19 protein-coding genes are annotated in these 22,932 nt (G+C 67.3%); 8 read left to right on the top strand and 11 right to left on the bottom strand.

All coding sequences use genetic code 11. The annotated features are described in order from the left end of the window. The first annotated feature begins 211 nt into the window (after window positions 1-211). Genes DGI_RS03310 through rfaD form a run of 5 tightly spaced genes read left to right on the top strand, consistent with a single transcriptional unit; the run spans window position 212 to window position 5,467 of the window. Window positions 212-1,588, top strand: coding sequence for a cobyrinate a,c-diamide synthase (locus DGI_RS03310; RefSeq protein ID WP_034606646.1), 1,377 nt, complete (start codon window positions 212-214; stop codon window positions 1,586-1,588). After that, on the top strand, window positions 1,588-2,313 hold the full coding sequence (locus DGI_RS03305; protein WP_021759258.1) for a metallophosphoesterase family protein: 726 nt from the start codon (window positions 1,588-1,590) through the stop codon (window positions 2,311-2,313). The genes DGI_RS03310 and DGI_RS03305 overlap by 1 nt, the downstream gene beginning before the upstream one ends. A gap of 9 nt (window positions 2,314-2,322) precedes the next feature. Next, window positions 2,323-3,777, top strand: a complete 1,455-nt coding sequence (locus DGI_RS03300) for a protein kinase domain-containing protein (RefSeq protein WP_021759257.1) — start codon at window positions 2,323-2,325, stop codon at window positions 3,775-3,777. Next, window positions 3,774-4,484, top strand: coding sequence for a YkgJ family cysteine cluster protein (locus DGI_RS18995; RefSeq protein WP_021759256.1), 711 nt, complete (start codon window positions 3,774-3,776; stop codon window positions 4,482-4,484). The genes DGI_RS03300 and DGI_RS18995 overlap by 4 nt, the downstream gene beginning before the upstream one ends. 11 nt (window positions 4,485-4,495) lie before the next feature. After that, the gene (rfaD, locus tag DGI_RS03290; protein ID WP_027192710.1) at window positions 4,496-5,467 is read left to right on the top strand and encodes an ADP-glyceromanno-heptose 6-epimerase; all 972 of its coding nucleotides are present in this window, start codon (window positions 4,496-4,498) and stop codon (window positions 5,465-5,467) included. A gap of 161 nt (window positions 5,468-5,628) precedes the next feature. Here the strand turns inward: rfaD and DGI_RS19375 are convergent, their stop codons facing one another. Beyond that, window positions 5,629-6,012 carry a methyl-accepting chemotaxis protein gene (locus DGI_RS19375; protein ID WP_268742066.1) on the bottom strand — a complete coding sequence of 128 codons (384 nt, stop codon included), beginning with the start codon at window positions 6,010-6,012 and terminating at the stop codon, window positions 5,629-5,631. After that, window positions 6,009-7,622, bottom strand: coding sequence for a methyl-accepting chemotaxis protein (locus DGI_RS17750; RefSeq protein WP_456152272.1), 1,614 nt, complete (start codon window positions 7,620-7,622; stop codon window positions 6,009-6,011). Before DGI_RS17750 ends, DGI_RS19375 begins: the two co-directional genes overlap by 4 nt. Window positions 7,623-7,674: 52 nt before the next feature. Here DGI_RS17750 and DGI_RS18245 point away from each other — a divergent pair, with 52 nt between their 5' ends. Beyond that, window positions 7,675-7,893, top strand: a complete 219-nt coding sequence (locus DGI_RS18245) for a hypothetical protein (protein WP_144284101.1) — start codon at window positions 7,675-7,677, stop codon at window positions 7,891-7,893. Between the two features lie 184 nt (window positions 7,894-8,077). On the opposite strand, the gene mutL is transcribed toward DGI_RS18245, so the two are convergent. Further along, entirely contained in the window at window positions 8,078-9,934 is a 1,857-nt protein-coding gene (gene mutL, locus DGI_RS03280) for a DNA mismatch repair endonuclease MutL (protein ID WP_021759254.1), read from the bottom strand. Window positions 9,935-10,118: 184 nt separating this feature from the next. Here mutL and DGI_RS16830 point away from each other — a divergent pair, with 184 nt between their 5' ends. Further along, on the top strand, window positions 10,119-10,427 hold the full coding sequence (locus DGI_RS16830) for a hypothetical protein (protein ID WP_021759253.1): 309 nt from the start codon (window positions 10,119-10,121) through the stop codon (window positions 10,425-10,427). Window positions 10,428-10,437: 10 nt separating this feature from the next. Here the strand turns inward: DGI_RS16830 and purE are convergent, their stop codons facing one another. Both purE and purD read right to left on the bottom strand, forming a co-directional pair. After that, window positions 10,438-10,932 carry a 5-(carboxyamino)imidazole ribonucleotide mutase gene (purE, locus tag DGI_RS03270; RefSeq protein WP_021759252.1) on the bottom strand — a complete coding sequence of 165 codons (495 nt, stop codon included), beginning with the start codon at window positions 10,930-10,932 and terminating at the stop codon, window positions 10,438-10,440. Between the two features lie 38 nt (window positions 10,933-10,970). Continuing rightward, window positions 10,971-12,275, bottom strand: coding sequence for a phosphoribosylamine--glycine ligase (gene purD, locus DGI_RS03265; protein WP_021759251.1), 1,305 nt, complete (start codon window positions 12,273-12,275; stop codon window positions 10,971-10,973). Between the two features lie 154 nt (window positions 12,276-12,429). Here purD and DGI_RS03260 point away from each other — a divergent pair, with 154 nt between their 5' ends. Further along, a complete protein-coding gene (locus DGI_RS03260; protein WP_021759250.1) occupies window positions 12,430-13,722 on the top strand; it encodes a phenylacetate--CoA ligase family protein in 1,293 nt (430 codons plus the stop codon). 196 nt (window positions 13,723-13,918) lie between these two features. Here the strand turns inward: DGI_RS03260 and DGI_RS03255 are convergent, their stop codons facing one another. From DGI_RS03255 to DGI_RS18240, 6 genes are all read right to left on the bottom strand, one after another. Next, on the bottom strand, window positions 13,919-14,977 hold the full coding sequence (locus DGI_RS03255) for an EAL domain-containing protein (RefSeq protein WP_027192712.1): 1,059 nt from the start codon (window positions 14,975-14,977) through the stop codon (window positions 13,919-13,921). Window positions 14,978-15,110: 133 nt separating this feature from the next. Further along, complete coding sequence (locus DGI_RS03250) at window positions 15,111-16,379, bottom strand: EAL and HDOD domain-containing protein (protein ID WP_021759248.1); 1,269 nt, start codon at window positions 16,377-16,379, stop codon at window positions 15,111-15,113. 22 nt (window positions 16,380-16,401) lie between these two features. Next, on the bottom strand, window positions 16,402-17,463 hold the full coding sequence (argC, locus tag DGI_RS03245; RefSeq protein ID WP_021759247.1) for an N-acetyl-gamma-glutamyl-phosphate reductase: 1,062 nt from the start codon (window positions 17,461-17,463) through the stop codon (window positions 16,402-16,404). 11 nt (window positions 17,464-17,474) lie between these two features. After that, window positions 17,475-17,894 carry a DUF1844 domain-containing protein gene (locus DGI_RS19500; RefSeq protein WP_021759246.1) on the bottom strand — a complete coding sequence of 140 codons (420 nt, stop codon included), beginning with the start codon at window positions 17,892-17,894 and terminating at the stop codon, window positions 17,475-17,477. A gap of 64 nt (window positions 17,895-17,958) precedes the next feature. Beyond that, on the bottom strand, window positions 17,959-20,637 hold the full coding sequence (polA, locus tag DGI_RS03235; protein WP_021759245.1) for a DNA polymerase I: 2,679 nt from the start codon (window positions 20,635-20,637) through the stop codon (window positions 17,959-17,961). A 66-nt stretch (window positions 20,638-20,703) separates the two neighbouring features. After that, a complete protein-coding gene (locus DGI_RS18240) occupies window positions 20,704-22,932 on the bottom strand; it encodes an N-acetylmuramoyl-L-alanine amidase (protein WP_051286134.1) in 2,229 nt (742 codons plus the stop codon).

The following is a 22,932-nucleotide window of genomic DNA, read 5'->3' as shown; positions in this document are numbered from 1 at the left end:
CGCGTAAGAGGGGCGTCGGGGGATAGGTAGGGCCGCAGCACTCATGCCTGAACGCCCCGGTACCCATCCAAAGCGCGCCTTGGCGCATGCGTCACCTGCCGCCCCCGCGACGGCAGGCGAACGCGTGCGTGCGCAGGGCTCGCCAGAACCATCCCCCCCCGCTTCCCCCGCGCCGGTCAACGGCCCGCCTTCCCTGCCGCGACCTCGGCTCATGATCGCCGGCCTCAGCGGCGGTGCCGGCAAGACCCTCGTCTCCCTGGGCCTGTGCCGCGCCTGGACGCGCGCCGGCCTCACGGTGCGTCCCTTCAAAAAAGGCCCGGACTACATCGATGCCGGCTGGCTCGGACTGGCCACGGGACTGCCCCCCACCAATCTGGACCCGTTTTTCCTCAGCCCGGAGCAGCTCCAGGCCCTGTTCCAGTATCGCCTGCAGGAAGGCGAGCTGGCAGTGGTGGAAGGCAACCGCGGCCTCTTTGACGGGCACGACGTGGAAGGCGCCTGCGCCAGCTCCCGTCTGGCCCGCACCCTGGATTGCCCGGTGGTGCTGGTTATCGATGCCACCAAGATGACGCGCACCATCGCCGCCATCATCCAGGGCGTGCAGCGCTTCGAAGAGGGAATGCAGTTGGCCGGGGTGATCTGCAACCGCACTGCCGGAGACCGGCACCGCGATTCCCTGCGGCAGGCCATCGAGCAGTACACCGATGTGCCCATCATGGGCATGCTCCCGAAAATCAAGCAAAATCCCATCCCCGAACGCCACATGGGCCTCATGAGCATGCGGGAGCAGGAAGGCGCAGAAGCGGCCCTGGACGCCATTGCAGACATCATCGAGCGCCATCTGGATCTTGACCGCCTGCGGACCGTGGCGCAGGAGGCTTCGGCCTGGCATCCCGTGCCGGAACTGGTCTGGCCCGGAGACCGCGGCCCCGGCGAGCGGCCCGTGGCACGCATCGGGTATGTGCGCGACGCTGCCCTGTGGTTCTACTACGAGGAAAATCTCGAAGCGCTGCGGCGCGCCGGCGCAAAACTCGTCCCCCTGAGCCTGCTGGATCCGGCGCCCTGGCCCGAGATTCACGGCCTGTACCTCGGGGGCGGATTCCCCGAGGCCCTGGCCGAGCAGCTTGCCGCCAACGCCCCCGTGCGTCAGCGGGTGCGCATGCTGGCGGAAATGGGCGTGCCCATTTTTGCGGAGTGCGGAGGGTTCATGTATCTGGCGAACTCCTTGCGGATCAACGGCAAGGACTACCCCATGGCCGGCGTGTTCCCTGTGCATACGGAGCTTTCCTCCCATCCCGTGGGGCTGGGCTATGTGCAGGCCGAGGTGGTGGCCGAGAATCCCTTTCTGCCCCTGGGCACGACGTTTCATGGTCACGAATTTCACTATTCCCGCTGCGTGGCGGCGGATGGCGCGGTGCTCACCCTGGGCCTCAGACTGCACAAGGGCGAAGGCATGCTGGCCGGATACGACGGCCTGCTGTACAAGAACGTCATGGCCTCATACACGCACACGCATGCCCTGGCCCTGCCGGATTGGGCGCCCCGGTTCGTCCAGGCTGCCATGGCCACCCGAAGGCTGGCCGGCTGATGCGCCTGGCCGTGCTGGCAGACATCCATGGCAACCTCGAAGCGTTGCAGGCAGTCTGGGAGGACGTGCAGCGCCGCGAGGTGGATGCCGTCTATTGCCTGGGGGACATGGTGGGCTACGGGCCAGACCCCCTGGCCGTGCTGGAATTTCTGGAAGCCCACGGCGTGCGCATGGTCCAGGGCAACCACGAATGGGCGCTCATGGGCGTGGGGCGCAGCATCTGGTTCAATTTCCTGGCCCAGATGGCCCTGCAACGCACCCGGGTCCTGCTGGGTCGGCCGGCCATGCGGCGGCTGCAGGCCCTGCCCTATGCCAGGGTGGCCCATGACTGCCGCTTTGTGCATGGCTTCCCCCCGGAATCCTGCATGAAGTACCTGTTCAAGGCCGGACGCGCGGAATTGCAGGTGATGTTTCGGCACCTGCGCCAGCGCATCTGTTTTGTCGGCCATACCCACCTGCTGGGTTGGATGGAATGGGCCGACGGCCGGGTGCTGCGCCACTCCCTGCGCGAGGGCGAACATCCCGTCGATCCCGCCACCCGCCACGTGATCAACGTCGGCAGCGTGGGCCAGCCCCGGGAGCACGACAAGCGCGCCAAATATGTCATCTGGGACGCCGCGCGGCATCGGCTGGAGGTCATGGCCCTGACCTACGACGCCCAGACCACGGCCGCAAAAATCATCGCCCGGGGCATCCCCAAGGCGTATGCAACCAAGCTGCTGTAAGGAGAAACCATGCGCACCATCGGCGGGTATGGCGTTCGCGGCCTGCTGGGCAAGGGCGGCATGGGCGCGGTGTACAAGGTGGAGCACCCGGCCCTGGGCAAGCTCGTGGCCCTCAAGCTCCTGGCGCCCTCGGAGCATCTGGCCCAGCTGGTGGGGTACGAGACGCTCAAGGAGCGCTTTCTGCGGGAGGCGCGCATCATGGCCGGCATCCGCCATCCCCACGTCAGCCAGGTCTGGGACTACGGGGAAGACGCCGGCCGGCCGTTCTTCGTCATGGAATACGCCTGCGACAGCCTCGGGGCGCTCATGGGCGAATCCTACCGCATGGAAGCGCCCTCGCGCCAGTTGCCGCCGGCCATGGCCATGGATTACGCCATCCAGACCCTCTCCGGCCTGGCCCGGCTGCACCATGCCGGCATCATCCACCGGGATATCAAGCCCTTCAACCTGCTGTTGACGGAAGAAAACCGCATCAAGATCATCGACTTCGGCCTGTCCAAGCTGCGCGGGGAGACCGCCCGCAACGACCCGGACGCCGTGAAGATCGGCACCCCCTATTACGCTGCCCCGGAGCAGGCCGAGAATCCCGAAGCCGCCGGCCCGGCCGCAGACTGTTACGCCGTGGGCGTGCTGCTGTGGCGCATGCTGGTGGGCATGCTGCCGCCGGACGAGATGGAGGGCGAGGAAGCCGACGCTGCCTGCCTCCGCCGCGATGTGTTCCTGGCGCGCTGGGACGATCTGGACCCTGCCCTGGGCCGCCAGGTGCGGGACTTCTTCGCCACGGCCCTGGCCCGGGAGCCCCTGCATCGCCACGCCACGGCCCTGGCCATGGCCGCGGACATCGAGGCCCTGCGCGAACGCTTCCAGGACGCTCTGGATGCCGCCTGCCGCCTGCCCGAGGAAGATCAGACCCTGCTGGGGTTGAGAACCCTGGATACGACAGCGCAGGGAGCGGCCGCCACCACCCTGCGGGCCGTGCCCCTGAAGACCGGGCCGCTGCGGGATCTGGAGCAGCTGGAGCTGGATTGCCTGGGCCGGCCCCTGGTGCCGCGCCGGCCGCACCTCGTCTGCGATGCCCAAGGCGAGACCGTGCAGGACCCGGTCCACGGCCTGCAGTGGCAGCGCTCGGGCACGCCGTATCCCTGCACCTGGCAGGAGGCCCATGCCCATGTGGCCCAGCTCAATGCGGTCCGCTTTGCCGGTCATGCCGACTGGCGGCTGCCCACCGTGGCCGAGCTGGCCAGTTGCATTGATCCGGACAAGGAACCCGGCGTTTCCTGCGCAGATACCTGTTTCGACACCCACCAGACCACCTGCTGGAGCGCCGACCGGCGCAGCTACATCGCGGCCTGGCGGCTGCATGCGGCCATGGGCTTCATCCAGTGGGTGGATATGCATTGCCAGACCCATGCCCGGGCCGTGCGCACGGCGTGCCCCGCCATCGGGAACAAGGAGAACGCATGACTACTTGCATCCGCTGCGGCGCCTGCTGCCGCGACGGCGGCCCGGCGCTGCACCGCCAGGACCTCGGCCTGCTGACGGCAGATCCCGGCGGGGTGCGGCCTTTTTTGGATATTGCAGACCTCGTGACCCTGCGCGCCGGCGAACCCGTGCGCGACCAGCCCGCAGGGCAGGGGCTGGCCGTGCTGACGACGGAGATGGTCAAGATCCGCGGCCGCGCCCCCGGCGACTGGACCTGCGTGTTTTACGATCCCGAGCCCAGCACCTGCATCCGCCATCCCTGGCGGCCCTGGGAGTGCCGGCTGCAGGACTGCCGCAACCCCGAGGCGCTGCGTACGGCCTATCTGGAAGATCGGGCGACGCGGTTCGACATCATGCCCGCAGGCGGCCGTCTGGCCAGTCTGGCGACCATGCACGAGACCCATTGCAGCGTGCCGGCCATGGCCCGGCTGGCCCTGGCCTTCCGTCGTGGGGATCAGAACGCGGAGTCCCTCCTGCTGCGCATGCTGGCCATGGATCAGAGCGCCCGCGGCATGCTGGCCGAGGTCGGCGGCGGCGCGGCCGAAGGCTTTGTGCTGGGCCGGCCCCTGGCCGGGCTGCTGGATGTCTTCGGGCTGGCCGTCACACGCGGCGAGGACGGCGCGCTTCATCTGGTCAAGGTCGGCCTGTGGCGGTATCCCGAGACGGCAACAGCGGAGCAGACGGCATGAACGGGCGCGGCATTGTGGTGATTACCGGCGCGGCCGGCTTCCTGGGCAGCGTGCTCTGCTGGCAGTTGAACGAGCTGGGCGAGGACCGGCTGCTGCTGGTGGACGAGCTGGGCGCGGGGGAGAAGTGGCGCAATCTGGTAAAGCGCCGCTACCTGGATTTTCTGCCCAAGGACGAGTTCCTGCGCCGCGTCAAGGCCGATGCCCTGGATCTGCCCGTGCGCGCCGTGGTGCACCTGGGGGCGCGGTCCGCCACCACCGAGCGCGATGCCGGCTTCCTCTACGAAAACAACGTCCGCTACGCCACCACCCTGTGCCGCTGGACCCTGGCCCGCGGGGCGCGGTTCCTCTTCGCCTCCAGCGCCGCCACCTACGGCAACGGCGAGCATGGATTCGACGACGATTCCGCCCGCCTGCCCGTGCTGCGGCCCCGCAACGCCTACGCCTGGAGCAAGCATCGCGTGGATCAGTGGCTGGCCATGGAAGGCCTGCTGGACCGGGTGGCCTCCCTCAAATTCTTCAATGTGTTCGGCCCGAACGAGTACCACAAGGGCCCCATGCGCAGCGTGGCCCTGCAGGCCTTCGAGCAGATTCGCGACGCCGGCCGCGTGAAACTCTTCGCCTCCCACCGCGAAGACTATGCCGACGGCGGCCAGCTTCGGGATTTCGTCTCGGTCAAGGACTGCGCCGCGGTCATGGCCTGGCTGCTGGAGCATCCCGAGGCCTGCGGCATCTTCAACGTAGGCACGGGCCAGGCCCGCAGCTTCAGGGATCTGGCAACGGCCGTGTTCCAGGCCATGGGCCGGGAGCCGGCCATTGACTACATCCCCATGCCCGAGCCCCTGCGCGCCGGGTACCAGTATTTCACCCAGGCCGGCATGACCCGCCTGCGCAACGCCGGCTACGCCGCCCCCTTCCAGACCCTGGAAGCGGCCGTGACGGACTACGTCCAGGGCCACCTGCTGACAGACGACTGGTACTGCTGATTCCATGCCGGCCATGCGTGCTGCAACGAGGATCTGCCCCAGGGCAGTTTATTCTTGAGGAAGATCTTTGCGAGAGGGGAAACCTTTTGAAATAGGTTCTCCCCTCTCGCGCTCNTTTCAAAAGGTTTTCCCCCGAGAGTTCTTTTCAAAAACAACGTGCCCTATGCCGCGCCGCCCCGGCCGGACTGCAGCCCGTCGATCAGGCGGCGCAGCTGGCGGGTTTGATCGGTCAATTCGGCCAGGGCCTCGGCGGACTGGCGCAGGGCCTCGGCCGTTTCGGACGAGATGCGGCTGATGTCCATGACGCTGCGATTGATTTCTTCGGTGGTGGCGGACTGCTGCTCGGACGCCGTGGCGATGGAGCGCACCTGGTCCGTGGTCTGGTCTACCAAATGGACAATGGTTTCCAGGGCCTGCCCGGACTGGCCGGCCAGGGTGGTGGCGTTCTCGATGCCCTGCACGGCCTGTTCGACATTCTCGACATTGGTGCGCGTGCCTTGCTGAATGCCGGCAATGGCCGCGCCCACCTCCTTGGTGGCGGTCATGGTCTTTTCGGCCAGCTTGCGCACCTCGTCGGCCNCACGGCGAAGCCGCGGCCGGCGTCGCCAGCCCGGGCCGCCTCAATGGCGGCATTGAGCGCCAGCAGATTGGTCTGGTCGGCAATGTCCGAGATGACGTTCATGATCTGGCCGATACCCTGGGCCTGCTCGCCAAGGCGGGTCATGTCTGCCTTCAGGTGCAGGGCCTTGGCTTGCACGTCGCCGATGCTGCGGATCACCTGCGCCACAATGCCCGAGCCCTCGCCGGCCTTGCCGCGGGCCGTGTCGGCGGTCTGGGCGGCCTGGGCGGCGTTCTGGGCCACCTCGATGACTGTGGCGTTCATCTCCTCCATGGCCGCGGCCGTCTCGCCCACCCGGTGCGACTGGATTTGCGATCCCTGACTGGACTGGTTGATCTGCGAGGAAATGGCCTGCGACGCCTCGGTGACAGCGCCGACGATGTGCTCCAGCTGGCGGGCCGCCTGGAGCATGCCTTCCTGGCGGGCCTGCTCGGCCTTGCGCAGGGCGGCGTCGGCCTCGGCGGTGGCGGCGTTAGCCTTGCGGCTTTCCTCGGCAGCCAGCCGGGTCTGCTCCTCGGCCTCGCCGATCTTGGCCTTGAGGTTGCCCACCATGGCCCCCATGGCCCGCTGCAGGACGCCGAGTTCATCCTTGCGCGTGCTGGCCAGGATGGGACTCAAATCCCCGCCGGCAATGCGCGTGGCTGCCGCCACCAGGCCCCGGATGGGATGCAGGACGTTGCGGGACAGGATGATCCACAATCCCGCCACCAGCAGGGCCGCCTGCCCCAGGAACAGCCCCAGGATCAGCAGTCCCAGATGGTGGGCATCCGTCAGTGCGATGCGCTTGGACACGGCCATGCCGATCACCCAGTCGGTGACGGTGGATTTTTCAAAGAGGATGAGCTTTTCATCACCCAGGGAGACGGTGTCCAGGGTGCCCTTGTCCATGGCGGCCATACTGGAGCCATAGACGGTTTCCTTGAACACATTGAACTTGCCAATCAGCGAGGCGTCGGGATGGGACAGGACAATGCCGTCGGGCGCCAGGATGAAGGGATAGCCGGCCTTGGATTCCAGCGGTTTGACAAATCTGGCGGTGAACTCGTCGATCTTGATGCCCGCGCAGATGATGCCGACGAGTTTTTCTTCAAAACGCACAGGCGCGGCGATGACGAAGATGTTTCCGCCCGTGGCTGCGTTGCGCAGTGGCTTGGACGTGAACAGCCGTCCGGTCATGGCCTGCTGGAAATACTCCCGCGCCGCGAGATCGACGCCCACCAGCGCAGAGTTGGAGCCCGTGAGGCAGGTGCCGTTGGTGCTGATGAGCAGGATGCTGTCGTAAGTGGGATGCCTGGAGGCGCTGTCCTGCAGCAGGGCCAGGGCCTGCGCCACGTGATCGGGCTCGGCTGGGCCATGGTACAGTGCGTTTACGACATCCCCGGCGGCGGCCAGGGTCAACAGTTCATTCTGCGCGCCCTTCACCCATAATTCCACCGTGGACTTGAGACCATGCACACTGGCGGCGGATTTTTCGGTGAAGGCGACGGTCAACGAGGCCGTGCTGCGCGTGTACGTCAGCCAGGTCGTCACGGCCATGCCGACAAGAATAAGCGACAAGGCCGGCAAAATGAATTGCATGCGGAGGGTCATGGTTGCTCGCTTTTATGCAACGTGTTTGAAAAAAATGGTAAAAAATGATACGGCAATGTTTCAAATAATGCCACAAATATGTCGTTTTTGCAATGGATCGTCAAAAAAAGTGTCCCTGAATTATGTCAAGACAATGCAAGACGAGAACCGGGCGGAAGCCGCGGCCAGCGTGACGGAAGATCCGGCGTTTGCGGTTGAAATGGCTAGAGCATTTTAATTTTGAAAAAGGACATCGCGAGAGGGGAAACCGTTTGCAAAAGGTTCTCCCCCTCTCGCGCTCTCCCCTTCCAAAATGTGCATAGTTGCCTTGAATCACAATAAAAAGTCTTTGGAAAGGGGGGGCTTCCCCCGAGGGTTCTTTTCAAAAACAACGTGCTCCAGGGGTTCAGGGGGGGGAAACCCTAGCTGCGGCGCTTGAAGGCCCGTTCCAGGTCCTCGCCGGTCCAGCGCAGCAGGGCCGGCCGGCCGTGGGGGCAGTATTGATGATCCGGCGTGGCCTGCCAGGTTTCCAGCAGGGCGATGGCCTCATCCGGGGCCAGGGACTGGCCGGCGGTGAGGGCCGTCTTGCAGGCCATCAGCGCGCACAGGGCGTGCCCGGGATCGTCGGGGTCCAGGGTGCCGCCGGCCACATCGCGCAGCAGGCTGCGGGCCTGGGCTGCGGTGAGCATGGCCGGCACGGCCGTGCAGCGCAACAGCGTCGGGTCAATGTGCAGCGCGAATCCCAGCTGCGCCAGATGCGGCGCGGCCGTCTCCAGGGCGGCGGCCTCGGCGGGATGCAGGGGCATTTCCAGGGGGGCGGCCAGCAGTTGCGCCGGCTCCTGGCCCATGCCCTGGCGCAGGCGATGGTACAGCACGCGCTCGTGGGCGGCATGCTGATCCACCACGGCCATGGACCCGTCGGCCAGGGCCAGCAGCAGGTAGGTGGAGGCGACCTGCCCCAGATAGCGCCAGGAGGCTGCCGGTCTGGCTGCCGGCGCTTCAGGCCGGGCAGGGGAGACGGGCCGAACCGGTTGGACGGGCCGGGCTGACTGGGCCGGCGGCGGGGCGGCCGGCGGCGGGGCGGTGGGCCTGGGCTCGCCGTAGGGCCTGACCGATTCAGCCACGTGATGCCCGGGCGCGGCGATGGCCGCCGGCACGGGCAGCGCAAAGGGGATGGGGGTCGATGTTGGTCGCGCGGCGTGGTCGGTCCGTGGTGCGGGGAAGGATGGGGACTTTACGGACAGCTCCGGCGTTTCGGCCTCCAGCCCGCTCAAGACGGCGCGGCGGACCAGGGAGAAGACGCGGTCCTCGTCTCGGAAGCGGACCTCGGTTTTGGCCGGGTGGACGTTCATGTCCACGGTCTCGGGCGGAAGTTCCAGAAACAGCACGAGCTGCGGATGCTCCCGGGTCAGGAGCCGGAGCTTGTAGGCCTCGCGCACGGCGGCCTGGAGCACGCGATCCTGCACGGGCCGCTGGTTGACGTAGCACAGCAGCCGGTCCCCTCTGGCCTGGGCCTGGGCCGGGCTGCCGGTCAGGCCGTGGGCGCGGCCGTCTTCGCGGGAAAGGTGAAAGGGGATGAGCCCCTGCAGCAGCTGGGGCGGCCAGATGCTGGCCAGGCGGTCGCGCAGGGTTTGCCGGGCCGGGAAGCGGTAGGCCTCGCGGCCGTCCAGGGTCAGGGAAAAGGCCACCTCCAGATGCGCCAGGGCCAGACGGGCCAGCAGCTCCTGACAGCGCTTGGCCTCGGTGGTCTGGGTCTTGAGGAATTTCAGGCGGGCCGGCACGTTGGCGAAGAGATCGCGCACGGTCACTTCCGTGCCCGGCTGCGGCGGGATCTGGCCGCGGCCCAGCAGGCGGCCGTGGAGCACCTCCACGAACGCGCCTTCGCCGTGGCCTCGGGGGGTGGAGGCCAGGATCAGCCGGGAGACGGAGGCCACGCTGGGCAGGGCCTCGCCCCGGAAGCCGAAGCTGCCCAGGGAGAAGAGTTCCTCCAGCCGGGCGATCTTGCTGGTGGCGTGGCGGGTGAGGGCCAGTTCCAGGTCAGTGGCGGGGATGCCGCCGCCGTCGTCGCGGACACGGATCAGCCCCTGGCCGCCGCGTTCAATGGTCACGTCGATGCGCCGGGCCCCGGCATCCAGGCTGTTTTCCAGCAACTCCTTGAGCACCGAGGCCGGCCGCTCCACCACCTCGCCGGCGGCAATCTGGTTTTGCAGGGCCGGTGGCAACACGGCAATGCGTCGGGCAGGGGCGTCGGACGACGGGGCAGGGGAGTGATGCTGCATGATGGAGATGGTAGCCGCTTGGGGCGTGCTGTCAAGACAGGTGGGCGAATGGAAAATATTGAAAAAAAGATCTGAATGGTTTGCTAGTTGCGGTATGATTGTTCGTGTTTCCCGTGCGGTCTCTAGAGTAATCGCCGCGATGGTCGATAGGCAAGGCAGTGGCACACACCAGGAGGGCTGCGGCATGATGCAACGACACCACCCCAAACCGACGTTGGCCTCGGAACGCGCTGCGGCGCGGCGTGTGTTGGCCGACCTCTTTCCCGAAGCCTTCGAGGTCGGCCTGGCCTTCGATTTGTCCTTGCTGTACGCAGAATGCGGGGAGTGCGGCCGGCCGCTGGTCTGGCCGGTCAATGTCACCCGGCTGGTGCTCAAGCACGCCGGCGTGGCTCCGGAATCCCTGGACTACTCGCACCTGCTGCGCAGCAACGGCTGTGCGGTCTGTTCGCCGGAACTGACGGATCCGATCATTACCCTCGTCCGGCTCATGTGACCGCCGGCGATTACGCCGGCGATTCCAGCGTGGCAGCCGCGGTCGCCACTTCCTCGCGGAATTTCTCCCGGGCTGCGGTCAGCCGGCCGGCCAGCTCGGGATCCTGCAGGGCCAGGATTTGCGCCGCCAGCCAGGCGGCGTTCTTGGCTCCGGCGCCGTCCAGGGCCACGGTGGCCACGGGGAAGCCCGGGGGCATTTGCACCGTGGCCAGGAGGGCATCCAGGCCGTTCAGGGCCGAGGCGTTGATGGGCACGCCAATGACCGGCTTCATGGTCCGGGCGGCCACGGCGCCGGCCAGATGGGCGGCCATGCCTGCGCCGCAGATGAACACCTGACAGCCGGCGGCTTCCAGTTCATCCACCAGTTGTTCGGTGCGGGCCGGGGTACGGTGGGCCGAGGTGACGGTGAAGCGATAGGTCACGCCCAGGGCATCCAGCACGCTGGCGCAGGGGCGCATCTTGGCTTCGTCGGACAGGCTGCCCATGAAAATCGCCACGCGGGGCATACAAACTCCTGCTGCAAAAGTGGTTTCGGGTGGGAGGATCAGGCCAGGCCCAAACGCCTGAGGCCTTTCATGCCAATGTCGGAACGACAATACTTTCCGTCAAACTCAATATGCGCTGCGGCGGTGTAGGCCTGATCCCTGGCCTGGGCCAGATCCGCGCCCAGGGCGGTCACGCCCAGCACCCGGCCGCCGGAGGTCTGCACCTGCCCGTGTTCCAGGCGGGTGCCGGCATGAAAGACGGTCACGCCCGGCACGGTCCCGGCTGCATCCAGGCCGGCAATGGCCTTGCCCGTGTCGTAGCTGCCGGGATAGCCCCCGGCGGCCAGCACCAGACACAGGGCCGATTCGGGCCGGATGGCCAGCATGTCCGGCGCAAGCCGGCCCTCGCAACAGGCCAGAAGCACGGCCGGCAGGTCGCAGTCCAGGCGGGTCATGAGGGGCTGGCATTCGGGATCGCCGAAGCGGACGTTGTATTCCAGGACGAACGGCTGCCCGTCCACGAACATCAACCCGGCATACAGCACGCCCTTGAACGGCGTGCCGCGCTGGGCCATGAGGCGGACAATGGGGGTGATGGCCAGGTCGCACATGGCCTGCAGGGAGGCGTCGGGGAGGATGGGAGCCGGGGAATAGGCGCCCATGCCGCCGGTGTTGGGACCGGTGTCGCCGTCGTAGATGGCCTTGTGATCCTGGCAGGCCGGCAGGGGCACCACGTGTTCGCCGTCGCACAGGGCCAGCAGGGAGGCCTCTTCGCCGGCCAGGGCGTCCTCGATGAGCACGCGCGCGCCGGCCTCGCCAAAGCAGTGCTGCACCAGCATGGCGTCCACGGCTTCCAGGGCCTCTTCGTGGGTTTTGGCCACCACCACGCCCTTGCCGGCGGCCAGGCCATCGGCCTTGATCACCATGGGCACGCTGTGGGCCAGCACATGGGCGCGGGCGGCGTCGGCGTCGTCGAACACGGCAAAGCCGGCCGTGGGCACGCCGGCATCCACCATGGCTTCCTTGGCGAAGATCTTGCTGCCTTCCAGCCGGGCTGCGGCCTGCACCGGTCCAAAGCAGGGCACGCCGGCGGCGGCGCAGGCGTCTGCCAGACCCAGGGTCAGGGGCAGTTCCGGACCGGCCACCACCAGATCGATGCGTTCGCGGGCCACGAGGGCCATGAGGCCGGGGATGTCGCCGTCCTTGACCGGCACGTTCTGCACGCGGCCGGCGGATGCGGCGGCCATGGCGGCGGTGCCGCCGTTGCCGGGTGCGATGAGAAGCGATTCAACGGCAGGACTCTGGGCCATCTTCCAGGCCAGGGCATGTTCGCGGCCGCCGCCGCCGACGATGAGGCAACGCATGGAGGCTCCTTGCGGGTGAGCGGCGCGACGTCTGCTTTTCCCTGAGGGTGGAATGTGCTAGGAGACGCCGACGCCGATGTGGGACGTATTTGTGTGGTGGATACGAAATTTTGCCCCGCGGCGCAATTGCGACCATCTCCCCAGGAGCGCCGGCATGGCAGCCAATCGCCGATTCTTGCCCGAAGTGACCGCCCAATCCCTGCACGACACCCAGACCCGCGGCCTCGACTGGACCCTCAACCATGCCTGGCAGGGCAGCCCGGTCTATCGGGCCCGGCTGCAGGAAGCCGGCTGGCAGCCCGGCGAAGGCCTGGGGCTGGAGGATCTCGGCCGTCTGCCCTTCACCACCGTGGAAGACCTGCGCCAGGGCTACCCCCTGCCCCTGCTGAGCGTGCCCGAGGAGCAGGTGGTCCGGGTGCATGCCTCCTCCGGCACCACGGGCAAGCGCAAGGTCCTGGCCTACTCGGAAAAGGACATCCAGACCTGGAAGCACATGTTCGCCCGCTGCTACGAGCTGGCCGGCCTGACCGTGCTGGACCGCGTGCAGATCTGCGTGGGCTACGGCCTGTGGACGGCCGGGGCCGGGTTTCAGCTGGGCTGCGAACACTTCGGGGCCATGGCCGTGCCCGTGGGGCCGGGCAACCTGGAAATGCAGTTGACCCTGCTGGAAGACTTCCGCAGCACCTGCCTGTGCTCCACGGCCTCCATGGCCCTGCTGCTGGGCGAGGCCGTGGAAAAGCAGGGCTTGCGGGACAAGATCGCCCTCAGAAAATGCATTTTCGGGGCCGAGGCCCACAGCCCGGCCATGCGCAAGGCCTTTGAAGAAAAGCTGGGCCTGGAGGAGAGCTTCGACATCGCCGGCCTCACGGAGCTGTACGGCCCCGGTACCGGCCTGGAATGTCAGGCCCACGACGGCCTGCACTACTGGGCCGATCTGTTCATCCTGGAGATCCTGGACCCGGCGACGCTGCAGCCCGTAGCCCCCGGCGAGGTGGGGGAGATGGTGGTCACCACCCTGTGCAAGGAGGCTGCGCCGCTGATCCGCTATCGCACCCGGGATCTGACGCGGCTGTTGCCCGGCGACTGCCCCTGCGGCTGCAGCCTGCCGCGGCATGATCGCATCCTGGGCCGCAGCGACGATATGATCATTTATCGCGGCGTGAACATCTACCCCGGCCAGATCGCCGAAGTCCTGGGCAGGTTCGCGGACTGCTCCTCGGAATACCGCATCGTGCTGGAGCGCAGCATGGGCAAGGACGTGATGCGCGTGGAGGTGGAGCGGGCCCGCTGCGCCTCGGCCGACGCCGATCAGGCCCTGGCGGCCAGGGTGGCGGAATCCCTCCATAAGGCCCTGCTGGCCCGGGTGCAGGTGCGGCTGGTGGACCCAGGCAGCCTGCCGCGCAGCTTCGGCAAGAGCAGGCGCGTGGTGGACGAGCGCGGGGAGTAGGCGGGCCTCGGTTTTTTTGAAAAGAGTCGCCGGGGGGGACCCCTTTCTGAAGAAAGGGGTCCCCCCCGAGCCCCCCTCCCCAAAGACTTTTGGCGGGATTACAAGATACTACAAAAGTTTTGGAAGGGGAGCGCGCGAGAGGGGAGAACCTTNAGGTTTCCCCTCTCGCAAAGTCCTTTTTCAAGAGTAAAATGCTCTATTGCATGGGCGGCTCGGGCGCGGGTCTGGCGATGCAGAAGCCTTGCACGTAGTCCACGCCCGCGGCCTGCAGCCAGGCCAGTTCCTCCGGCGTTTCCACGCCTTCGGCAATGGAGATCACGTGCAGCTGTCGGGCCAGCTCGATACAGTTGCGGGTGATGGCGGCCTTGTACGCGTCCCGGTCCACATGGCGGATGAGCTGCATGTCCAGCTTCATGAAGTCCGGCTTGAGCTGGGAGAGCAGGTTCAGGGAGCTGTAGCCTGCGCCCAGGTCGTCCAGGGCGTGGCGGAAGCCATGGGCGCGGTAGTAGTCCAGGATGGCCAGCAGGTGGTTGGTGTCGGACACATGCTCGCTTTCCGTCACCTCGAAGACCACCTGGGCCGGGTCGAGGCCCCTGGCCTGGATGGCCTGGAAGGTCGTCTGCAGGCAGGCTTCTGGCCGGTAGATGGTGGTGGGAATGAAATTGATGAAGATCTTCTGCCGGATGCCGTGACGGTGGGCGGCTTCCACGGCGCTCAGGCGGCAGGCGCGGTCCAGCTGGAAGAGCAGGTCGGCCTTGCGGGCGATGGAGAAGATCTCGCCGGGGGTCACCAGCGCGCCGGCTGCGGTCCTGCCGCGCATGAGGCACTCATAGGCGAACACTTCCTGCGGCGCGTCAGCATGGACGATGGGCTGGAACCAGGTTTCAATGCGTCCCGCGGCCAGCATGTCCGCCAGCCACTCGCCGCGAACACGGGTCAGCAGTTGTTCCAGGCTCTGCAGCCGCAGCAGGTGGCCGATCTCCAGGGCCTCGCCGTGGGGCAGGTACAGGCATTTGGTGTCCCGCAGTTCCTGCTCGTGCAGGGTTTCCCCCAGTTGGGCGGCCACCGTCTCCAGCAGCCCCAGGCTGCAGGCCGTCTGCAGCAGGCCAGGGAAGCAGGCCTCGGTGCACGGCGCCTGCAGGGTGGCGAACAGTGTTTCCAGCAGGCGGGATGTGGGTGCAATGGGCGGGGCCATATACAGCATCCCCTCCCGGGGCAGGGGCGGGGGCAGCATTTCACAACGGGAACAGGGCATGGAATATCCTGGGTGGAGAACGGAATATGCCAAGTATGTACGAGGAAGACCGCGCGTTGTCAACGGGGCAGGGAGATACCGTCTGGCTCCGGGCGTGTCGTCCAAAGACGTGCAACGCGCTGGGGCGCACCTGCTATGCGCCGTCGCCAGCGTCCAGGAGCGCTCGGGCCCAGAGGCTGGCCTGGGCGTGCAGGGCGGCGGTTTCTTCGGGCGGCAGGCCCAGGTACAGCAGCAGCCTGGCGGCGGTGTCGAAGTCTCCGATGCTCAGGGCCTTGGCCAGATCCAGGGCCTTGGCGGCCGGGCCGCCCGTGCACAGCAGGGCCTGTTCCAACACGTCGGACAGGCCCAGCGCGGGCAGAATCTCGTCCATGGGCTGGCCCAGCAGGGCGTCCAGCTGGGAGAAGACGCCCAGGAGGAAGAAGCCGTCCTCGGACAAGGCCGGTCTGGGCATGCGGTGGCTGCAGGTGGCCAGAAACCGGCCGCGCAGCACGGAGGAGTAGAACAGTTCCTGGCCGCGGTCGGAATCGCCCATGTCCGAGAGGGTGGCCACCAGCAGCCACTGCCGCAGGGCCCGGCCCCCCAGAAAGGCCACGGCCTGCGGGATCGAATCCACCTTGCGGGCAAGATGGAACGCAGCGGAATTCAGGTGCCGCAGCAGGCGGAAGGAGAGGGACGGGTCCTGGGTGACGGTCTGTGCCACCCGGCCCACGTCATAGTCGTCCCTGGCCAGTTGGCCCAGGAGCTGGAGCTTGGCCATGTTGCCGGTGGACAGGGTGCGGCCGGGAATGACTTGCGGCTTGGAAAAGTAGAATCCCTGGAAGAGCTGGAAGCCGCAGGCGCGGCAAAGGTCGTGCACTTCCTTGTTTTCCACCTTTTCGGCCAGCAGCACGGCCTTGGAGCGCAGCAGCGCCCGGCTGAGGGCGATGATTGTGGCCGGCTCCATGCCCAGCACGTCCACCTTGACGATGTCTGCCAGGGCCAGCAGGGCCTCGTAGCCGGGCTGGCCCACGAAGTCGTCCAGGGCCAGCTGGTAGCCTTCCTTCTTGAGGCCCGCGCACGCCTTGAGCACGGCCGGTTCGGGCTGGACCGTCTCCAGGATTTCGGGAATGCAGATGGAGCTGGGCAGGGCCAGGGCGCTGCGGGAGAGCAGCAGCCGGGCCGGGAAGTTGATGAGGATTTTCTGCTCCGGCGCGAGCCCCTGGCTGCCCAGGGCGAAGCCGTCCGCAATGACCCGGGCCGTGGCGGCGTCCGGGTCGTCGATGCGGGCGATCTGGTCGCCCTGGGCCTGGCGGAAGAGCAGCTCGTAACCCCACACATGCTGGTCCCGGTCGAAGATGGGCTGCCGGGCCACGAATATGGCATGGAAGGCGCTGGGATTGGCAATGGGCGGGGTGGTGGGCATGGAGCGCTCCTGGAGAGCCATGCTATGGCATGGCCGGGGCGAGGCTCAGCCCGGCATCCAACGGCAGGCCGAGCATGAGGTTGGCGTTGGCCACAGCCTGGCCGGACGCGCCGCGGCAGAGATTGTCGATGACCGAGACGATGAGCAGCCGGCCGGTGCGCAGATCCGGCACCACGGCGATGTCGCAGAACATGGTGCCCCGCACGTGCCGGGTTTCCGGGAGCATGCCCGCAGGCAGCACGCGGACAAAGGCGTGCCCGGCGTAGTGGCCGGCATAGGCCTGGCGCAGGCCGTCCGCGCCCAGGGCCAGCCCTTCGGGGGTGAGCATGGTGTAGATGGTGCTCAGGATGCCGCGGTTGATGGGCAGCAGGTGGGGCGAGAAGTTCACCACCACCGGCGTGCTGGCCACGGCGCTGAGTTCCTGTTCGATTTCCGGCGTGTGGCGATGCCGGCCCAGATTGTAGGCCCGGAAGGTGTCCGTCACTTCGCAGAAGAGCGTCCCTGTCTGGGCCTTGCGGCCTGCGCCGCTGGCGCCGGACTTGGCGTCGATGACGATCCCCTGGGTGGACACCAGCCCGTTGGCCAGCGCCGGCCACAGGCCCAGGATGGCCGCCGTGGGGTAGCAGCCGGGATTGGCCACCAGGGACGCGCCGGCAATGGCGTGGCCGTACATCTCGGGCAGGCCGTAGACGGCATCTTCCAGCAGATGCTGCTGCTCGTGGGGCTGGTTGTACCATTCGCGGTACACTTCTGGATCCCTGAGACGGAAATCCGCCGACAGATCCACCACCTTGACGCCGCGGCCGCGCAGGGCGGCGGCCATTTCCTGGGCGGCGCCGTGGGGCACGGCCAGAAACACCAGCTCGCAGCGCTGGGCCAGGGCGGCGGGGTCCGGCTCCACCACCGGGCACAGGCCGGTGCGGCAGTGGCGCAGGAAGGGATAGATGTCCTGCAGCACCTTGCCGCATTCGGTGCGGGAGGTGGCGGCAACGAGTTCGAACCGGGGGTGCCCTTCCAGGAGCCGGGCCAGCTCCATGCCGGTGTAGCCGGTCACGCCCACAAGGCCAACGGGAATGCGTTCCACAGGCGCCTCGCCTAGGGTTTGCGCATGACGTACTTCATGCGCAGTTCATACAGCAGGCCGTCCACGAGCCGGGTTTCCTCTGCATCCAGATTGCCGGCGGTTTTTTCCTTGAGCATGGTCAGGGTGTCGATGGTGTGTTTGGCCATGGCCAGATCCATGCAGACGTTCCTGTTTTCCGGGTTGGGCACTTCGCCCAGGTGCACCAGGCAGCTGGAGAACAGGGAAAAGACGAAGGTGGAGAAGTTGGGCTCGGGCAGGGTGGGCATGCCGCAGACCTGCGCGGGGTCCTGGTCCTGGTCGGCCGGGGATGGTGCAGCGTCCGCCGGCCCATCCACCTGAGCGTCCGCCTGAGCGTTCGCTGCCGTTTCGTCCTCCACCGTGACTCGACGATCATGCACGACGAATTCTTCCTTTTTTTCAGTCTCCGACATGGAAGTCACCTCGTGAAAATGGATCAGTAGGGACCTGCATCGTTAGCATGCCGACAGGGGCAAATCAATGTGCATCCGCCCAGGTCCGGCCCATGCCCCAGTCCACCACCAGGGGGACATCCAGGGGCGCGATGCCGGACGCAGCATGGTCCAGCACGCCGGCCATGAGCGCCTGCAGGCGGCGTCCGGCCGTGGCGGCGACGTCTTCGCCGCCGGGCACCTCCAGCACCAGTTCGTCATGCACCTGGAGCAGCATGGCCGCGCCCAGGCGGCGCAGTTCCTCGTCGTGGAACACCGCCAGCATGGCCAGCTTGATGATGTCTGCGGCGCTGCCCTGGATGCGCGTGTTCACGGCCTGGCGGCGGGCCTGGCTGGCCACCTGGGCGTTCTGGGAGTGGATCTGCGGCAGCAGGCGGCGGCGGCGGGCCAGGGTGAGGACGAAGCCATCGCGCCGGGCGGCCTCTTCCACCTCGTCGTAAAAGGCCTTGAGCCGGGCCAGCTTCTCGAAATACCGCGCGATGAAGGCTTTGGCGTCCTTGAGGGAGACGTGCAGCTCCTGGGCCAGGGACTGCGGCCCCATGCCGTAGATGAGACCGAAGTTGATGGTCTTGGCGTTGCGGCGTTCGTCCGGGGTCACGGCGTCCTGTGGCTTGTCGAAGAGCAGGGCTGCGGTGCGGGCGTGGATGTCTGCGCCGTGGCGGAAGGCGTCGATGAGGGTGGGGTCGCCGCTCATGTGCGCCAGCACCCGCAGTTCGATCTGGGAATAGTCCGCCGCCACCAGCAGCGCACCGGGCCGGGCCACGAAGCACTGGCGCATGCGCGTGCCGTGCTCGCCGCGGATGGGGATGTTCTGCAGGTTGGGATTGGAGGAGGACAGCCGGCCCGTGGCCGTGGCCACCTGATGAAAGGTGGTGCGGATGACGCCCTGTTCGTCGGCCAGCCGGGGCAGGGGTTCCAGGTACGTGGAGCGGAGTTTTTCCAGCTTGCGAAAGTCCAGGATGGCCTGGACCACCGGGTGCGCGCCGGCCAGTTTGTCCAACACTTCCTGGGAGGTCGAGGCCTTGCCGCCGGGAGTCTTGCCGGCCGGGGCGAGCTTGAGGTCCGTGAACAGCACCTGGGCCAGTTGCAGGCTGGAGCGGATGTTGAAGGGGCGGCCGGCCAGCTGGTGGATGCTGCGCTCCAGGGTGTCCAGCTCGCGGGTGACATCCTGCAGGAACTCGCGGAAGGCGGCGCGGTCGATGGCAATGCCCGTGGCCTCCATGGACGCCAGCACCGGGAGCAGGGGCGCTTCCAGGGTGCGCATGAGCTCGGCCATGTCGTTTTCAGCCACGCGCCGGGCCAGCAGCTGCCCCAGGGCCAGGGCCTGGGCCGCGGGCACGGCCGGCGGGGCCGGGTCCAGCTCCGGTCCCAGGCGCTCCAGCAGGCGGGGCAGGGCGTAGTCGCGCTCTTCGGGGTCCAGCAGATAGGCGGCCAGGCTCGTGTCCTGGAGGGTGTCGATGCCGGCATGGATCCAGGCAGGGCAGGCCCGCAGCAGGGCCTTGACGTCCGGGCAGTGGACCGCCGCCGCCGACCGTAGCCAGCCGGCCAGGGCCTCGGCGTCCACCTCCAGCCGATAGTGCCGGTCGTCGATCCAGGCATGCGGCGCACCGTCCTGCAGGGCCAGGCCGATAGTCCGGCCGGCGATGTCCGGCAACTCTTCGGTCTGGGCAATGCGTGTTACTTCCGGCAGGGCGGGGGTGTCGGCCGGTTCCTGGAACAGGGACAACTCGGCCATGACCGCCGGCTTGGTCTGCTTGACGAGCCGTGCGGGCTGGCGGTCCTGGAAGCCGAGGGCGGGATCGGCCTGGAACTCCCGCGCCAGGGACCGGAGTTCCCATTCCTGCAGAAAGGCGGCCAGGGCGTCACGATCCGGTGCGGTGCGGGGGAAGTCCTTCCAGGTGCCGGGGGCGCAGCCCGCGCGGTCGAGGGTGGTCAGCGTGCGGTAGAGGAAGGTCTTGTCCATCACCGGGGCCAGCTTGGCCCGCACCGAGGGCTTGAGGGCGTCCAGATGTGCCTGCACGGCCTCCAGGGTGGGGTGCTCCTTGAAGATGGCCAGGGCCGTTTTGGGGCCGATGCCGGACACGCCGGGAATGTTGTCCGAGGTGTCGCCCACCAGGGCCTGCACGTCCGGCCACTGTTCGGGCGAAAGGCCGGTCTCCTGCTGGAACATGGCCTTGGTGACGAGCTTTTCCGGGGTGCTCATGGGATCCCAGAGCACCACGCCGTCGTCCAGCAGCTGCCGCAAGTCTTTGTCGGACCCCACGATGACCACCGGCCGCTCGCGCTTGGTCTGGGTCGCCAGACTGGCGATGCAGTCGTCGGCCTCGCAGCCCTGGCTCACATGGGTGCGCACGCCCAGGAGTTCCACGGCCTTGAGGATGACCGGCATCTGCCGCAGCAGGCCTTCCGGGGTGGCGTCGCGCTGGGCCTTGTATTCGGGGAAGGCCTGATGGCGGAAGTTGGGGCCGGGGCCGTCCACGAAAAAGATGATGTGCTCTGGCCGCTGCGTTTTCAGGAGACCGAAGAGCATGCGCAACACCAGAAACAGCGCATTGGTGGGATGCCCGTCGGAACGCGAGAGGTTGGGCAGGGCAAAGAAGCTGCGGAAGATGTACGCCGAGCCGTCGATGCAGAACAGGGGGGGCTGGGAAAAGCCGAGTTGGGCGGCAAGGGGCGCGGAGGGGGGCGGCGTGGTTGGAGGCATGCGAGGATCCTGGGCGTGTTGGGATGAAGGCTGGCCGGCCTCTCCTTGACGTGAGGCCCTGCGACGCTACAGGCTGGCCAGCCGCTCGATCTGTTTTTTGTACTGCAGGATGCCTTGCGCCAGCCCCTGGGCCTGGCGGGTGAGGTAGGCCTCGCTGGTGAGGTTGGCGCGTTCGGCAGGATTGGTGATGTAGCCAAGCTCCACCAGAATGGCGGGCATGCGCGCGCCCATGAGCACATAGAACGGCGCGGAGCGCACGCCCATATCCTTCACCTTGTGCTTTTTGACCACGGTGGACAGGATGCTCTTGTGGGTGTTCCTGGCAAGATCCTGCGACTCTTTCATCTTCGAGTTAAGCATGAGATCGGTGAGGATGAACTGCAGATCCGAGATTTTCTTGGAGGAGACGGCGTTTTCCCGGGCCGCCACCCGCACGGCGTCTTCGGAGGTGGCCAGGTCGAGGTAGTAGGTCTCCAGGCCGTGGATGCTGTCAGTATTGTAGGCGTTGACGTGGATGGAAATGAAGATGTCCGCCTTCTTCATGTTGGCCATGGCCGTGCGCTCTTCCAGGGGGATGAAGGTGTCGTCGGTGCGGGTGTAGAGCACCTGGAAGCCTTCCTTCTGCAGGAGCTTGCCCAGAATTTTGGCGAACCTGAGGTTGATATCCTTCTCGAAGGTGGACCCCACGAACGCGCCGGGATCCTTGCCGCCGTGGCCGGGGTCCAGCATGATCACGCCCACAGTCAGGCCAAGCTGCTCCACCAGGGTGCCGGGGTGCTTGGCGGCGCTGGCCGGAGGGACGGGCGCGGCGGCGGATTTTTTCTCAGGCACAGCAGGTTTGGCCGGCGGGGCGGCGGAACTGGAGGGTGCTGGCGGCACGCTGGAGGCCGGCGGCGCGGTGGATGCTGGTGGCGCGCTAGATGCCGGGGGAGCGCTGGACGCCGGCGGCGCGGTGGAAGATTCGCCAGCCGGACGCGAGCCCTGCTTGCTGGGTTTCTTGACCACCACAGGCTGCGTTGTGTCTGGCGTGGCGGGCGCAGCGGGCGCAGGCTGCGGGCTTGCCGCAGCCCGGGGGACAGCGCCGGTGGAGACATTCGGACCGCCATACACATCCACCAGCAGGCGGAACCCGTCGTCCGACTCCATGGCGAAGACCTTGAATCGCTGCATGGTTTGCAAATCCAGCACCACGCGGGTCACGTCCGGCGCATTCTGGGCCGTGCGCACCCGGCGCAGGTTGCCGTCGGCCACCGTGAGATCTGCCGGCACGGCCCTGGACTTGTGCACGTTCTTCAGATCCAGATACAGCCGGTGCGGCAGGTTCTTCTCCGGCGCGGGCGGCAGGGTCTGCTGGGTGTACTGGACGGGCTTGTCCAGAACCAGGGTGACGCGCGTGTACTCCTCGCTGGATTGATGCCGGACGGCCAGCAGCTGGGCCGGCCCTCCTGGCGAAACAGGTGCAGGCGCCGGGGCTGCTGGCGCAGGCGCCGGGGCCTTGGCCGCCACCGGCGGCACCGGAGCTTTGGCCGCCACCGGCGGCACCGGAGCTTTGGCCGCCGGTGCGGGGGCGGGTGCAGGCGTTGGCGCAGGCGTTGGGGCGGGTGCAGGGGCTGACGCCTTGGCTGCCGGTGCCGGCGGTGCCGCCGGGGGCGTCACCAGTTCGCCGTCTTCCGGATGGGCCTTGGAGCGAGTCACCACAGGCTGCTTGGGTTGCGCCGGTGCCGAGTCCAGGGTGACGAGCATCCGCACGAACCGGTCGCGCATGTCGCCCTTGGGGTACTTGGCCAGGCCGGTTTTGCAGCTCTGGCGGGCGGCGTCGGCGTCGTTGAGGTGATTGTACTGCACCTGGGCCGTGCGCCAGAGGGCGTCGTCAGCCCAGGAATGATCCGGATACCGGGTGGTCACGCGGTTGTAGTAGTCCAGGGCCACCTTGAAATCCGTGGCCAGGGACGAGCGTCTGCCCAGTTCTTCGTTCACCCGGCCCACGTAATACAAGGCCTTGGCCGCCACGGCGCCGCGCGGGTTCTGTTTGTAAATGGAGAGGAAGGCTGTTTCCAGAGCCTGCCAGTTGCTGCGGTACGCGCTGTCTTTTTGGTCCTGGGCCAGGGCCTGGAACTCGGCGTGGTATTTTTCGAAGTCCTCTTTGGGGCCGGCCCAGGCCTGCACCGTGGCGCAGGCCTGCAGCAGCGTCAGCCACATGAGCCACATGGCCAGCCAGCCAAGCGCCCGACGCGCCAAGGGGCGTTGGGGCGAGGCTGGCACGGGGAGGGAAACGGGACGGCGCAAGGGAGGCAT

Origin of the sequence: Megalodesulfovibrio gigas DSM 1382 = ATCC 19364, assembly GCF_000468495.1 — a bacterium.
GTDB classification, from domain to species: domain Bacteria; phylum Desulfobacterota; class Desulfovibrionia; order Desulfovibrionales; family Desulfovibrionaceae; genus Megalodesulfovibrio; species Megalodesulfovibrio gigas.
This window is presented reverse-complemented; position numbering and strand designations above follow the sequence as displayed.